We start from the raw sequence: 13478 nt of genomic DNA on the forward strand, positions 1-13478 counted from the left end.
CCCCGGCCGTGATCGGTCAGTCCACCGGGGAGGGCGGCGGCGCCCCCAGCGACTCCAGCTCCGCCCAGAACTCCTCCGGGATCACCGCGTCCACCAGCGCGTCCAGCCCTTCGAGCCGCTCCACCGACGTGATGCCCACCACCGTGGAGTGCACCCGCGGCTCCCGCAGCGAGAAGTGCAGCGCGGCGGCCGGCAGCGCGACCCCGTGCCGCTCGCACAGCTCCCGCACCCGCTCCACGTGCCGGCCGAACTCCGGCGAGATCGGGCGGTAGCCGTAGCGGGAGGCGTGCCGCGGCGAGCCGGACAGGATGCCGCCGCCGAAGGGCGCGGCGTTGAACACCGTCATCCGCCGCTCCGTGGCCAGCCGCAGGATGTCCTCGGCGCCCCGGTCCACCAGCGTGTAGCGGTTGTGGGTGAGCACCGCGTCGAAGGCGTCGGTGCGGAGGTAGTCCTCCACCAGGGTCCCGCCGGCCGCGGCGATGCCGATGGCGGCGACGAGCCCCTGCTCGCGCAGCGACACCAGGGCCGGCACGGCGCCGCCCGGCGCCATCGCCTCCCGCACCGTGATGGTGAACGGGTCGTGCAGGTGGTAGATCGGCAGCGTGCCGACGCCGAGCCGGGAGACCGTCTCCTCGAACGAGCGCATCACCCGGTCGCCGTCGAACACGCCCGTGTCCGGGTGCCGGTCGGCCTTGGAGAAGACGGTCACCCCGTCGGCCGTGCCGAGCACCTGCCCGATCAGCGTCTCGCTGCGCCCGCCGGCGTACTCGTTGGAGGTGTCGAGCTGCCGGAAACGGCCGGACACCAGCGCCCGCGCCAGTCGTTCGCCGCCGGGCTCGCGGCCCAGCCCCGACGTGCCGAGGGTGATGGCCTCCAGCGGGGTGTCGGTCCCGGGCACGCGGCGCGCCTGCTGCTCTGGCACAGTGTCCGCCTTTCTGGCTTTCGTACGATTTCCGGACGATCATCCCATGTGCCCGGGTTAGAGGACGAGCTGGAAGCGGCGCCGCGTCTGCCACTCCACCGTCACCACGGTCGCGTCGTCCTGCAGCCGGCCGCGCTGGTGGGCGAGAATGGCCTGGATGAGGCGCCGCAGCGTCTCCGGCGCCGACATCCCGCCGGCCTCCTGGCGCAGCACGAAGTCGATGAACCGCTCCAGTCCGAACAGCTCCCCGCCCGGGCTCTGCGCCTCGATGATGCCGTCGGTGTAGAACAGCAGCCGGTCGCCCGGTTCGAGCTGGTACTGCTGCTGCCCCGTGGAGGCGTCCAGGCCGAAGCCCATCGGCGGGTCGGGGACGCTCTGCAGGGTCGCCACCAGGCGGCCCTCGCGCAGCACCAGCGGCGGGTGGTGCCCCCGGTTGACCCAGGTGAGCAGCCCCGTGCCGAGGCACAGGCGGGCCAGGATGCCGGTGGCGAACCGGCCGGTGAACTCGCCCCTGATCGCCTCGTCGATCACCTCGCCGGTCGTGGCCAGGTCCAGGCCCTGCACGCGGCTGTTGCGGCAGGCGGCCACGGCGATCGAGGCGGTCAGGCCCGCGGAGGTGTCGTGACCCATGGCGTCGAAGATGGACAGGTTCAGCAGGTCGCCGTCGAGCGCGTAGTCGAAGGCGTCGCCCCCCATCTCGTAGGCGGGCTCCAGCGCGGCGCTGACCACCACGTCGTCGTTGGCGAACGTGCCCGGCGGCAGCAGGTTCCACAGCACCTCGGCCGACAGGGTGAGCGGGCGGGTGCGCACCAGCCGGGAGAAGGAGTCGCTGTGCGGCCGCTTGCTGATCACCAGCAGCGCCACCAGCGACGCCAGGTCCTTGGCCCGCGCCTCGGCGACCGCTTCGTCCATGGGCTCGTCCCCGGGCGCGTCGCCCGGCGTGGTCAGCCCCATCACGCCGACCCGCTCGGTGCCGTCCAGCAGCGGCAGCCACAGCAGCGGCGCCGGCTCGCGCCCGTGCCCATGCCTGTGCTCCTGCGGGCGCTGCGGCGAGCGGGCCCGCACGATCGTCACCGCGCGGAAGGCCCGGCCCGGCAGGCTGCCGTCGATGCGCATGACCTCCAGCGGCTCGCCGGCGGCGTCGCGCTGGCCCGGCAGCGGCACGAGCAGCTGCTGCTGCAGGTCGGTCACGTAGATCACGACGTGCGGGAAGCCGGCCAGCCGGGCGTGCGCGACGGCCTGGGCGGCCAGCTTCTCCATGCCCGCCAGGTGCATGGCCTGCAGCAGGCCGCTCAGGGCGCGTTCGTTGTCGCCGCCCACGGGCTCCCCCTCGCCTGTCACGTCCATCACCGGGCTCCTACCCCTCCGGCGGCGGTCCGTGTCATCCGCCTCAGGCGGCCCGCCCGGCGCGGGTCAGGCGCGCGGCTGCACGGCGTAGGTGGACTGGACGACGCCCGCCCCGAACACCTCGGTCTCCAGATGCTCGAGCGGCACGTCCCCGCCCGTCGGCCCGAACAGGGGCAGCCCCGTGCCGATCAGCACCGGCACCGTGGTGACGGTCACGCGGTCGATCAGCCCCTCGCGCAGGAACGTGCGGACGACCTGCCCGCCGTCCACGTACACGCTCTTGGTGCCGCGCTCCTGCAGCGCGCTCAGGAGGCCGCCGAGGTCGCGGTGGACGGTGACGCGCGGGTCGGCGCCGAGCGGGAGGGAGCCGCTGAGCACGGCGCAGTGCAGGCCCTCGTGCGGCCACGGGCCGAAGGCCAGGCCCGCCTCGTACGTGCCGCGCCCCATGACGACGGTGTCGATGCCGGCGATGAACCGCGCGTATCCCAGGTCGCCCCCGGCGGCCTCGCCTGTTTGTAAACGCGGATTCGGAAACTGGGGACATCGCCGGGTGCCGCCCGTCATGATGAGGGGCATGGCTTCATGGCGGGAGTTCGAGAGGCAGGCGCCGGAGCTGGCCGAGGCGGCCCGCCGGCTCATGGACACCTACACGCACAAGGTGCTGGCGACCTTGCGCAAGGACGGCTCGCCCAGGGTGAGCGGCGTCGAGACCAGCTTCAAGGACGGCGACCTGTGGACGGGCTCGATGCCCCGCGCGGTCAAGGCCGCCGACCTGCTGCGCGATCCGCGCATGGCGCTCCACGTGACCTCACGCGATCCCGACGGGGCCGATCCGTCGTCCTGGGAGGGGGATCTGAAGCTGTCCGGGCGGGCGGTGGAGGTCACCGACGCGGCGGTGCGGGCGGCGTACGGGCTGCCCGACGCCGAGTCGCACCTGTTCCGCATCGAGCTGACCGAGGTGGCCTGGACCAGGGTGCGGGGCGACGAGCTGGTCATCGCCGCCTGGCGCGAGGGCGTGGGGGAGCGCGAGTTCCGGCGTAAGTGATCTACAACGTAAAGGTCAGTGGACGGAGAAGCCGCCGTCCACGAACAACATCTGGCCGGTGACGAACGCGCACGCGTCGCCCGCCAGGAACACCGCGGCCCCCTCGAAGTCCTGGGGCACCCCGTTGCGGCCCACCATGTGCCGGGCGGCCAGCGCCTCGACGCGGCCGGGGACGGCCTGCGCGGGCTCGGTCAGCGGCGTCAGCACGAACCCGGGGATGATCGTGTTCACGCACACCCCGGCCGCCGACCACGCCTCGGCCTGCGAGCGGGTCAGCCCGGCCAGCCCCGCCTTGGCCGCGCCGTAGATGCCGCTGTCGCCGAAGGCGCTGATCGACTGCTGCGAGCCGACGTTGATGATGCGGCCCCAGCCGCGTGCCGCCATGCGCGGCCCGTAGTGCTGGCCCAGCAGGTACGGGGCGGTGAAGTTGACGGCCATGGTGCGCTCGAAGTCGTCCGGGGTCAGCTCGGCCATCGGCTTGCGGATGTTGTTGCCGGCATCGTTGACCAGGATGTCGATGGTGCCGGCGCTGTCGCACACCCGCGCCACGTCCGCGCGCTCGCCGAGGTCGGCGCTGATGGAGGAGGCGGTGACGCCGTGCTCCCGCAGCCGGGCGACGGCCTTGTCCAGCTCGGCCTGCCTGCGGGCGACCACCACGACCTCGGCCCCGGCACGGCCGATCGCCTCGGCGACGGCGTACCCGATCCCGGAGCTGCCGCCGGTCACCAGCGCGCGCCTGCCGTGAAGGGAGAACAGCTCCCGCAGATAGTCGGACATGGTCGATCAAGCTAGCATCCCGCCGCCCACCGGCCGCCACGGGGGCTTTTGTGACCGACGCCACAGCCGATCCCGCCCCGGCGGGCCGGCCCGGCGTCGCTCAGCCGCCCGTGCCCGGCCGCCGGAGCCGGGACGGCGGGCGGGCAGCGGTCTCCACGGAGGGGAGGGCCGGGGCCGCGGAAGGGGCTGTCCACGGGCGTCACCGGGCCTGCCACGACACCCCGCTGCGCCGCTCTGACCAGGGAAGACGAGGCCCCGAAGCCGTAGGATCATGGGGTCCGGCCGCGCGGGGCGGCCACCCTGTATCTGGAGACCCGAGTGAATCGCACCATCCGTACGATCGAGGATGTCCTGGCGCTGATGGACCGGATGTTCGCCGCGGACGCCGACCGGTGGACGGGCAGCGCCTCCACCTGGTGGGACGGCTTCTACGCCGACCGGTCCAAGCCGGTCCCGTTCTTCGTGCCGGGGCCCGACGAGAGCCTGGTCTCCTACCTGGAGCGGGGGCTGCTGCGCCCCGGGCGGGCGCTGGACCTGGGCTGCGGGCCCGGCAGGAACGCCATCCACCTGGCCTCGCTCGGCTTCGAGGTGGACGCCGTGGACCTGTCGCCCGCCGCGGTGACGTGGGGGCGGGAGCGGGCCGGGGAGGCGGGGGCCGAGGTGCGGTTCGTGTGCGGTGACGCGTTCACCTCGACGGAGCTGCGGGGCCCGTACGACCTGGTGTACGACTCCGGCTGCCTGCACCACCTGCCGCCGCACCGGAGGGTGAGCTACCGGGCGCTGCTGGAGCGGGTGCTGGCCCCGGGCGGGCACCTGGCCGTGACGTGCTTCGCGGCCGGCGGGATGGGGTCGGAGAAGAGCGACGAGGAGCTGTACCGCGACGGGCAGCTGCACGGCGGCCTGGCCTACACGCCTCAGGAACTGCGCTGGCTGTTCGCCGACTACGCCGAGGTGGAGCTGCGGCCGATGACGCAGCAGCCACAGGGTGGCCCGCTGTTCGGGGCGCCCTTCCTGCTGTCGGCCCTGTTCCGGCGTTCGCCTGGCATCAGCTGACCTGGGAGAACGCCAAGAGGATTGCGCACGGGCGGCGCGCGGGTCTAAGCTCGAATATTGCCATTCTCCAATACGAGCTGTCACAGACCTCCTGTTAGGAGTATACCACCGAATGACTAATCGTCAAGATGGTCTCGCGCAAGCCCTTGACACCGAGCAGCGCACCGTGTCGTGGCTCTACGAGCGGCTCGACGCGGCGAGGGAGAACGCCCAGCGGACGCTGCGCGAGGTGTACGCCGGCGGCGCCGTCGCTGTCACCAGGCAGGCACGGGTCGAGCGCGAGGTGCTGGCCGCGGAGCAGGCGCGGCGGCTGGCGCAGCTCAACGCGGTCGAGCGGGGGCTGTGCTTCGGCCGCATCGACGACGCCGCGGGCGGCAGCACGTACATCGGCAGGATCGGCCTGCGCGACGAGTCGCACGAGTCGGTCCTGATCGACTGGCGGGCGCCGGCGGCGCGGCCGTTCTACGTGGCCACGGCCACCGAGCCGGGCGGGCTGGTACGGCGGCGGCACCTGCACCTGAAGGACCGCCTCGTCGTGGGCATCGACGACGAGGTGTTCGACCTGGAGGGCATGAGCGAGGGCGACCGGCGCACGCTGGTGGGGGAGGCCGCGCTGCTGGCGGCGCTGCGGCGGGGCCGTACGGGCCGGATGGGCGACGTGGTGGCCACCATCCAGACCGAGCAGGACCGGGTGATCCGCGCCTCGCTGCAGGGCGCGCTGGTGGTGCAGGGCGGCCCCGGCACCGGCAAGACGGTGGCGGCGCTGCACCGCGCGGCGTACCTGCTCTACACCCACCGCGACACGCTGGAGCGGCGCGGCGTGCTCGTCGTCGGCCCGAACCCGATGTTCCTGCGCTACATCGGCCAGGTGCTGCCCGCGCTGGGGGAGACGCAGGTGGTGATGACCACGGTGGGGGAGCTGTTCCCCGGCGTGCGGGCGACGGCGGCCGACGCGCCCGCGACGGCGGTGGTCAAGGGCGACTCGCGGATGGCCGGGGTGGTGGCCGCGGCGCTGGAGCTGCGCCGCCCGGTGCCGGACGGCGAGCTGGTCGTGGAGCTGGACGGGCTGCGGCTGCGGGTGCCGCGCGAGACCTGCGTACGGCTGCGCGAGCGGGCCCGCGCGGTGCGGCTGCCGCACAACATGGCACGCAAGCTGTACGTCACCGAGCTGCTCAAGGAGCTGGCCAGGGCCGAGGCGCGGGCGCTGGAGGAGTCGCTGCACCTGGAGGAGCTGGTCATCGAGGGCGAGCCGGAGCTGAGCGAGCCGCTGGACCTGGAGGGCGACCTGGACGAGCTGGACCTCGAGCTGGCCTCCCAGCGGCTGTGGGGCGAGCCGGCGGTGCGGCGCGCGGTGGACGGGCTGTGGCCGGAGCTGACGCCGCAGTCCCTGATCGGCGGCCTGCTGGCCGACCCCGAGGCGCTGCGCCGGGCGGTCCCGCCCGGCCTGGACTGGCGCGTGCTGGTGCGCGACGCGAAGTCCGGGCAGGGCGCGAGGCCCGGGCGAGAGGCGGGGTCCGGGCAGGGGGCGGAGTCTGAGTGGACGGTGGAGGACGTGCCCCTGCTGGACGAGGCCGCCGAGCTGCTCGGCGAGGACGACTCGGCGCGGCGGGTGGCGGCCAGGCTGGCCGGCGAGGAGGTGGCCGAGCAGGAGCTGTTCGCGCGTGAGGTGCTGCTGACGACGGGCGTGGCCGAGTCGGGCCTCTTCGAGCGGGCCGACGTGCTGGCCGATCGGCACGCCGACGACGGGCTCGGCCTGACCACGGCCGACCGGGCGGCGGCCGACCGGACCTGGGCGTACGGGCACGTGATCGTGGACGAGGCGCAGGAGCTGTCGCCGATGGCCTGGCGCATGATCATGCGGCGGGTGCCGGCCAAGTCGCTGACCGTGGTGGGCGACGTGGCGCAGACCGGCTCGGCGGCCGGCGCGCGCTCGTGGGCCGAGGTGCTGGACCCGTTCCTGGAGGGCCGCTGGCGGGAGGAGCGGCTGCTGGTCAACTACCGCACGCCGGTGGAGATCATGCGGGTGGCGGCCGACGTGCTGCGCGCGTTCGCGCCCGAGCAGGAGCCGCCGGAGTCGGTGCGCCAGGGCGAGGCGGAGCCGCGCGCGGTGCGGCTGCCGGTCTCCGGGCTGCCGGAGCTGGTGGCGGGGGAGCTGGCGGAGATCGGCGCGGAGCGGGAGCAGGGCCGGGTGGCGGTGCTCACACCGGACGCGCGGCACGCGGAGGTCGCGCGGCTGTTCCCGGCGGGGGACCTGGACGCGCCGGTGGTGGTGCTGACAGTGGGGCAGGCCAAGGGGCTGGAGTTCGACGCGGTCGTGGTGGTGGACCCGGCGGGCATCATCGGGCAGTCGCCGATGGGCGGTCAGGACCTGTATGTGGCGATGACGCGGGCCACGCGGCGGCTGACGGTGGCCTACGAGGGCGACCTGCCGGCGGTCCTGTCCCGCCTGGCTGAGAAATCTACGATGTAAAGGCGCCGTCGCCCAACATGGTGCACCTTTTGCACCACCCTCGCCGTCATACCGCCCTCGCCCAGGGCGGTATGTCATCACCCGACGGCCGCGCCCGTCGCCGCGCGTGCCGGAGACCCGCGTCGCCTGGGCCGGAAATCCACGTCCCGCCGCGGGAACCGGGTGCGGGGCTCAGCCGTTGTCGGGGGTGAGATCGCCGGGGACGGCCCTGTCCGAGGCGAGCTTGGCGGCGACGTCCCTGATCTTCCTGGAGACGTCGTCGAGCGTGCGCAGGGTCTCGGTGTCGAGGTGCTCCATGATCCGCCGGTATTGCTGGATGCCGGCGTTGTTGATCTCCTCGATGAGCCCGGCGCCCGCGGGGGTGAGCTCGACGCGGCGGACACGGCGGTCGTGCGGGTCCTCGTGCCGGCTGACGAGCCCGTGGGCGACGAGCCGGTCGACGATCCCGGTGACCGTACCGAGGCCGACGCCGAGGTTGTGGGCCAGGTCCTGGCCTGAGGCGGAGCCGTTCATGGACAGGACCATGACGACCTTGAGCTGCCTCATGGTGAGGTTGGAGCTGAACAGGGGGGATTGGTGCTGAGCGAACAGCCGTGCCAGGCCTCGCTGTGTCTCGGTGATCCGGCGGATCAGGTCTTCGCGTTCGTTGCTCACGCTCACCTCTCGCTTCCTGAGAAGGTTATCAGGAACGCTTGAGTGATCTAAATATTCGTACAAGGCAAAGTGTTAGTCTGGGGCGAACTCTTGGAGGGGGACCCTATGACCGCATTCGCTCGGTTGAGCCTGGTCAACCGGAGCCTTGTGATTTTGGTGGCGGTCGTGCTCAGCGCGTTCGGCGCGTTCACGATCCCGCAGTTGAAACAGCAGTTGCTGCCGTCGTTGTCGTTCCCTGGCGCGTTCGTGATCGCGTCGTATCCCGGCGCGTCTCCTGAGATCGTCGAGGACCAGGTGACCGCCCCGATCGAGGACTCCTTCCAGGGGCTTGCCGGGATGGAGCAGATGACCTCGACGTCGAAGGAGGGCCTGGCGCAGATCCAGGTCGCCTTCGAGTACGGCACCGACGTCGAGTCCTCGCTGAACAAGATGCAGCAGGCCATCAGCAGGGTGACGCTGCCGGACGGCGTGGACCCGCAGGTGGTGGCCGGCAACACCGACGACATCCCGGTGCTGGTGCTGGCGGTGGGCGACGGCGGCGACGAGCGGGCGATGGCCGACAAGCTGCGCCGCATCATGGTGCCGGAGCTGCAGGGCATCGAGGGCGTACGGGAGGCGGCGATCACGGGCACCCGTGACGAGGTCGTCACCATCGAGCCCGACAACAAGAAGATGGCGGAGAAGGGCGTCTCGGCGGCCCAGATCCCCGAGGTGCTGAGGGCGAACGGCACCCCGATCCCGGCCGGCACGCTGACCGCAGACGACAAGTCGCTGTCGGTGCAGGTCGGCTCGCGGGTCGACTCGGTGGAGAAGCTGAAGAACCTCTACCTGACGCCCGCCCAGCCGTCGGCCGCCCAGCAGCAGGCCGCGCAGGCGCAGGCCGCCCAGCAGGCCGCCGCCGCCCGGGCGCAGGCCCAGGCGCAGGGGCGCGCGCTGCCGCAGCAGCAGGCGGTGCCGCAGCCGAAGCCGCTCAAGCCGGTCAAGCTGGGCGACGTCGCGACGATCACGCGCGGGCTGGCGGACGCCACGACGATCACCCGTACCGACGGCAAGACCAGCCTCGGCGTGTCGGTGACGATGGTGCCCGACGGCAACGCGGTCGCGATCTCGCACGCCGTCGCCGAGAAGCTGCCCGACCTGACCAAGGCGCTGGGCGACGGCTCGGACACGGCGGTTTCGGTGGTCTTCGACCAGGCGCCGTACGTGGAGCAGTCGATCGAGAGCCTGACCACCGAGGGCCTGCTGGGCCTGATCTTCGCGGTGCTGGTCATCCTGGTCTTCCTGCTGTCGGTGCGCTCGACGCTGGTGACGGCGGTGTCGATCCCGCTGTCGGTGGTGATAGCGCTGATCGTGCTGTGGGCGGGCGACTACTCGCTCAACATGCTCACGCTGGGCGCCCTGACCATCGCCGTCGGCCGGGTCGTGGACGACTCGATCGTGGTGCTGGAGAACATCAAACGCCATCTGGCCTACGGCGAGGCGAAGCTGCAGGCGATCCTGACGGCGGTGCGCGAGGTGTCGGGCGCCGTGACGGCCTCGACGCTGACGACGGTGGCGGTGTTCGCCCCGATCGCGATGGTCGGCGGCATGGTGGGCGAGCTGTTCAGCCCGTTCGCGATCACCGTGACGGTGGCGCTGCTGGCCTCGCTGGTGGTGTCGCTGACCGTGGTGCCGGTGCTGGCGTTCTGGTTCCTCAAGTCCCCCGACCTGACGCCGGAGGAGGCGCGCAAGCAGCGTGACGAGGCCGAGGCCAAGGAGCTGCGCTCGCCGCTGCAGCGCGCCTACCTGCCGGTGCTGCGCTTCGCCACCCGCTTCAAGCTGGTGACGATCCTGATCGGCGTGGCGGTGTTCATCGGCACGATGGGGCTGGCCGGCGGGCTGCAGACCAACTTCCTGGACTCCTCCGGCCAGAACACGCTGTCGATCTCCCAGCGCATGCCGGTGGGCACGGACCTGGCGACCACCGACAAGGCGGCCAAGCAGGTCGAGGACGTGCTGGCCGACCAGGCCGGCGTGGACACGTACCAGGTGAACGTGGGCGGCGGCAACGCCATGATGGGCGGCACCGGCGGCGGCGCGGACCGCGCGTCGTACTCGGTGACGCTGAACGAGGACGCCGACACGACGAAGATCGAGCAGGAGCTGCGCGACAAGATCGCGGGCCTGTCGGGGGTCGGCGAGGTCACCGTCGGCGGGTCCGGCGGCGGCGGGTTCGCCTCCGACACGATCGAGGTGATCGTGCAGGCGCCCGACACCGAGTCGCTGCGCACCGCGACCGACGCGGTCAAGACCGCGATGGGCGAGGTGTCCGGGCTGCGCGACCTGTCGTCGAACCTGGAGACCAGCGCGCCACGGGTCGAGGTCGTGGTCGACCGTGAGGAGGCCGCCGAGCGCGGCCTGTCGGAGGCGCAGGTCGGCCAGGCGGTCGCGCAGGCGTTCCGCGGCGCCCCGCTGGGCCAGATCACGCTGGACGGCCGCGCGAGCGACCTGGTGCTGCGCGGCGCGGACGCGCCGGACGACATCAAGGCCATCGAGGACCTGAAGCTGCCCACCGCCGCCGGCACGGTCAAGCTGTCCACGGTCGCCGAGGTGCGCGAGGTCGCCGGTCCGACGCAGGTGACCAGGATCGACGGCGAGCGCTCCGCCACGGTGTCGGCCAAGGCCGCCGACGCCGGCAACCTGGGCGCGGTGACGCAGGAGCTGACCACGAAGCTCGACGGGCTGTCGCTGTCGGCGGGCGCCTCCTACGAGATCGGCGGCGTGTCGGCGGACCAGGCCGACGCCTTCTCCGACCTGGGCATGGCGATGCTGGCCGCGATCGCGATCGTGTTCCTCATCATGGTGGCGACGTTCCGCAGCTTCATCCAGCCGGTGATCCTGCTGGTGTCGATCCCGTTCGCCGCCACCGGCGCCATCGGCCTGCTGGTCGCCACCGACACGGCGCTCGGCGTGCCGGCGTTGATCGGCATGCTGATGCTGATCGGCATCGTGGTGACCAACGCCATCGTGCTGATCGACCTGATCAACCAGTACCGCGAGCAGGGCATGGGTGTGGTCGAGGCGGTCATCGAGGGCGGCCGGCGCCGGCTGCGGCCCATCCTGATGACGGCGGTGGCCACCATCTGCGCCCTGACGCCGATGGCGCTGGGGGTGACCGGCTCCGGGGGGTTCATCTCCCAGCCGCTGGCCATCGTGGTGATCGGCGGGCTGATCTCCTCGACGATCCTCACCCTGGTTCTTGTTCCGACGTTGTACGTGGTGGTCACCCGCAAGCGTGACCAGGGGCCGCGGCATGCGGCGGGGGCCCAGGGTGGCGAGCGGAGCGCCGATGAGGCCGGGAAGGAGAACCTGGCCGGTCAGCCGGCGTGATGGTGCTCGTGCAAGCCGAATGCCCGGCGGGATCGATCGATCCCGCCGGGCATTCGGCTTGTAGCGACGGCCGGTGTATGTGCGGAAGGCGTAGTCGCAGCGTCGTCGGCCGCGGGGCCGCGGCGGCTGAAGCGGCAGCGGTCGCCCAGGGTGAGCGCAACCGTGACCATAGAACGCGCCGAGGTTGATCACTGGCTCGCGCGGTCGATACGGTGTCACCTCGCCCGCGAAAGGATCTTGCTATGCGCCGCTCGCTCCTCGGTATCGGTGCCGCGCTCACCCTCGCCGCCTCCTTGGCCGGCTGTTCAGGCGACGACGCGAAGGCTCAGTGGATCGAGGAGGTGAAGGCGGCGGGGTTCATCGCCAGTGAGAGCTACGAGCTCATGTTCGAGAAGGCGAAACTCATGTGTGAGTCGGGCGGCTCGGACACCATCGCCCGGCTGGCACAGGTGGGACTGACGAACGGCCAGTCGCGCGACAACATGGACAAGCTCGGCATCAAGCCCGAGGAAGCAGCCAAGCGGTACGCCGCTGCGACGTGGAAGCATGCCTGCGGGCACTGAGAGGCGCACGCAACGCCGGGTTGCGCGTCTGCGATCTTCTGTCATGTCGGGCTTCCCGCTCGTCGCCTCTCTGACTCCGCCCAGGGGCGGTGGGAGTCGAACAGCGGTGGGCGCCCCTACTCGATCGGCAGCGCGTGCCGCCCGGCCACCTCGCGGATCTTCTCCAGCGGGTACGGCGTCTTCCTGCTCTCACTCTGCAGCTCATGGTAGAAGTCGTTCAGCACGGTGGCCAGCGGACTGTGCCGCGACAGCAGGGCCGCGACCCCTCCGGGCACACCGGCCGGTCGCTCACCCGCCGCCCACCCCCGCACCAGCACGCGACGCCCCTGCCAGTCGGCGCCGTGGAAGGTGCCCGCCAGCCAGTTCACCATGAACGCCAGCGTGTAGGTGCGGTCGAAGGTGAGATGCCGCCGATAGAAGGCCCGTTCCTCCGCTGACAAATCGAAGCGGGCCGACACGGCCTGCCCGAAGTCGGTCAGGTAGCAGCGGCGCCCGTCGGTGAGGACGTTGCCGAAATGCGCGTCGAAGTGCAGCAGGCCGCCCGCGTTCAGGGCGGACACGGCCTCGCGCACCCCCTGCTCCGCCAGGGCGCACGCGCGGTCGGCGTCGCCCGCCCGCACCCGCTCGTCCAGCCACTCGCGCAGGCTGCGGGGGAAGTGCTCCAGGAACAGCGTCAGGCCGGCCGGTGCCTGCGCCAGCGCTTCGAGGCGGCGGCGCACGCCGGGCGCGCCCTCCCAGAAGGCGACCGCCCGGTCGATGTCGGCCAGCCCTTCGTACAGCGGGGCGGGCTCGGCGTCGGGCAGCACCCGCCAGTGATACAGCAGCGGGAAGCCGGGGGACCGGCCGTTCAGCACCCACTCGGTGGTCATCGTGTGCGCGGCCAGCTCGCGCCAGGCGCCGAAGCCGGGCGAGCCGATGCCGTACTGGCAGAAGGGCGGCAGCCCGAACAGGTTGGCCGTGGAGTGCGGGTGGCGCAGCTCGGGCCCGGTGATGGGCAGGCGTTTGACGAAGACCGGGGTGCCGCCGACTTCGAGCCGCGCGGACGTGCCGCCGATGCCGGTGCCGAGGGGCGTGGCCTCGCGCTCCAGCAGCGCGGCCAGCCCCCGGTCGTCGTAACGGGCCAGGGCCGTGGAGATGTCACGGTGGGTGGTCAGCCGCGTGTCCGTCATCGTGATCATCTTATCGACCTGGTCATCCGTACGGACCGGGTGATCTTACGCATCCGCGCGAGCTACCCTGCCAGGAACGGCCCGGACGGCCGGGAGGAAGGAGCCGCGG

Annotated in this window: 11 protein-coding genes; 5 read left to right on the forward strand and 6 right to left on the reverse strand. The window is 72.2% G+C overall.

The genetic code is table 11. The features are described from left to right. Positions 1-16: 16 nt before the first annotated feature. The 3 genes from LCN96_RS27410 to LCN96_RS27420 all read right to left on the reverse strand — a co-directional run bounded on the left by LCN96_RS27410 (position 17) and on the right by LCN96_RS27420 (position 2716). Positions 17-922, reverse strand: a complete 906-nt coding sequence (locus tag LCN96_RS27410; RefSeq protein WP_225275765.1) for an aldo/keto reductase — start codon at positions 920-922, stop codon at positions 17-19. A gap of 57 nt (positions 923-979) precedes the next feature. Further along, entirely contained in the window at positions 980-2269 is a 1290-nt protein-coding gene (locus tag LCN96_RS27415; protein ID WP_225275766.1) for a PP2C family protein-serine/threonine phosphatase, read from the reverse strand. Positions 2270-2335: 66 nt separating this feature from the next. Next, positions 2336-2716: a dihydrofolate reductase family protein gene (locus tag LCN96_RS27420; protein ID WP_225275767.1), complete on the reverse strand. Its 381-nt coding sequence runs from the start codon at positions 2714-2716 to the stop codon at positions 2336-2338. A 127-nt stretch (positions 2717-2843) separates the two neighbouring features. On the opposite strand from LCN96_RS27420, the gene LCN96_RS27425 reads away from it, so the two are divergent. Continuing rightward, positions 2844-3314 carry a pyridoxamine 5'-phosphate oxidase family protein gene (locus LCN96_RS27425; RefSeq protein ID WP_225275768.1) on the forward strand — a complete coding sequence of 157 codons (471 nt, stop codon included), beginning with the start codon at positions 2844-2846 and terminating at the stop codon, positions 3312-3314. Positions 3315-3329: 15 nt separating this feature from the next. Here the strand turns inward: LCN96_RS27425 and LCN96_RS27430 are convergent, their stop codons facing one another. After that, a complete protein-coding gene (locus tag LCN96_RS27430) occupies positions 3330-4091 on the reverse strand; it encodes an SDR family NAD(P)-dependent oxidoreductase (RefSeq protein WP_225275769.1) in 762 nt (253 codons plus the stop codon). 318 nt (positions 4092-4409) lie between these two features. On the opposite strand from LCN96_RS27430, the gene LCN96_RS27435 reads away from it, so the two are divergent. Further along, positions 4410-5144, forward strand: a complete 735-nt coding sequence (locus tag LCN96_RS27435; protein WP_225275770.1) for a class I SAM-dependent methyltransferase — start codon at positions 4410-4412, stop codon at positions 5142-5144. A gap of 112 nt (positions 5145-5256) precedes the next feature. Beyond that, the gene (locus LCN96_RS27440; protein ID WP_225275771.1) at positions 5257-7614 is read left to right on the forward strand and encodes a HelD family protein; all 2358 of its coding nucleotides are present in this window, start codon (positions 5257-5259) and stop codon (positions 7612-7614) included. Positions 7615-7785: 171 nt separating this feature from the next. Here the strand turns inward: LCN96_RS27440 and LCN96_RS27445 are convergent, their stop codons facing one another. Next, positions 7786-8268, reverse strand: a complete 483-nt coding sequence (locus LCN96_RS27445) for a MarR family winged helix-turn-helix transcriptional regulator (protein ID WP_225275772.1) — start codon at positions 8266-8268, stop codon at positions 7786-7788. 105 nt (positions 8269-8373) lie between these two features. Between LCN96_RS27445 and LCN96_RS27450 the strand changes: the two genes are divergently transcribed. Continuing rightward, entirely contained in the window at positions 8374-11637 is a 3264-nt protein-coding gene (locus tag LCN96_RS27450; protein ID WP_225275773.1) for an efflux RND transporter permease subunit, read from the forward strand. Between the two features lie 242 nt (positions 11638-11879). Continuing rightward, the gene (locus LCN96_RS27455) at positions 11880-12200 is read left to right on the forward strand and encodes a hypothetical protein (RefSeq protein ID WP_225275774.1); all 321 of its coding nucleotides are present in this window, start codon (positions 11880-11882) and stop codon (positions 12198-12200) included. A gap of 116 nt (positions 12201-12316) precedes the next feature. Here the strand turns inward: LCN96_RS27455 and LCN96_RS27460 are convergent, their stop codons facing one another. Continuing rightward, on the reverse strand, positions 12317-13369 hold the full coding sequence (locus LCN96_RS27460) for a BUD32 family EKC/KEOPS complex subunit (protein ID WP_225275775.1): 1053 nt from the start codon (positions 13367-13369) through the stop codon (positions 12317-12319). Positions 13370-13478: the final 109 nt, after the last annotated feature.

The organism is Nonomuraea gerenzanensis (assembly GCF_020215645.1).
Taxonomy (GTDB): Bacteria; Actinomycetota; Actinomycetes; order Streptosporangiales; family Streptosporangiaceae; genus Nonomuraea; species Nonomuraea gerenzanensis.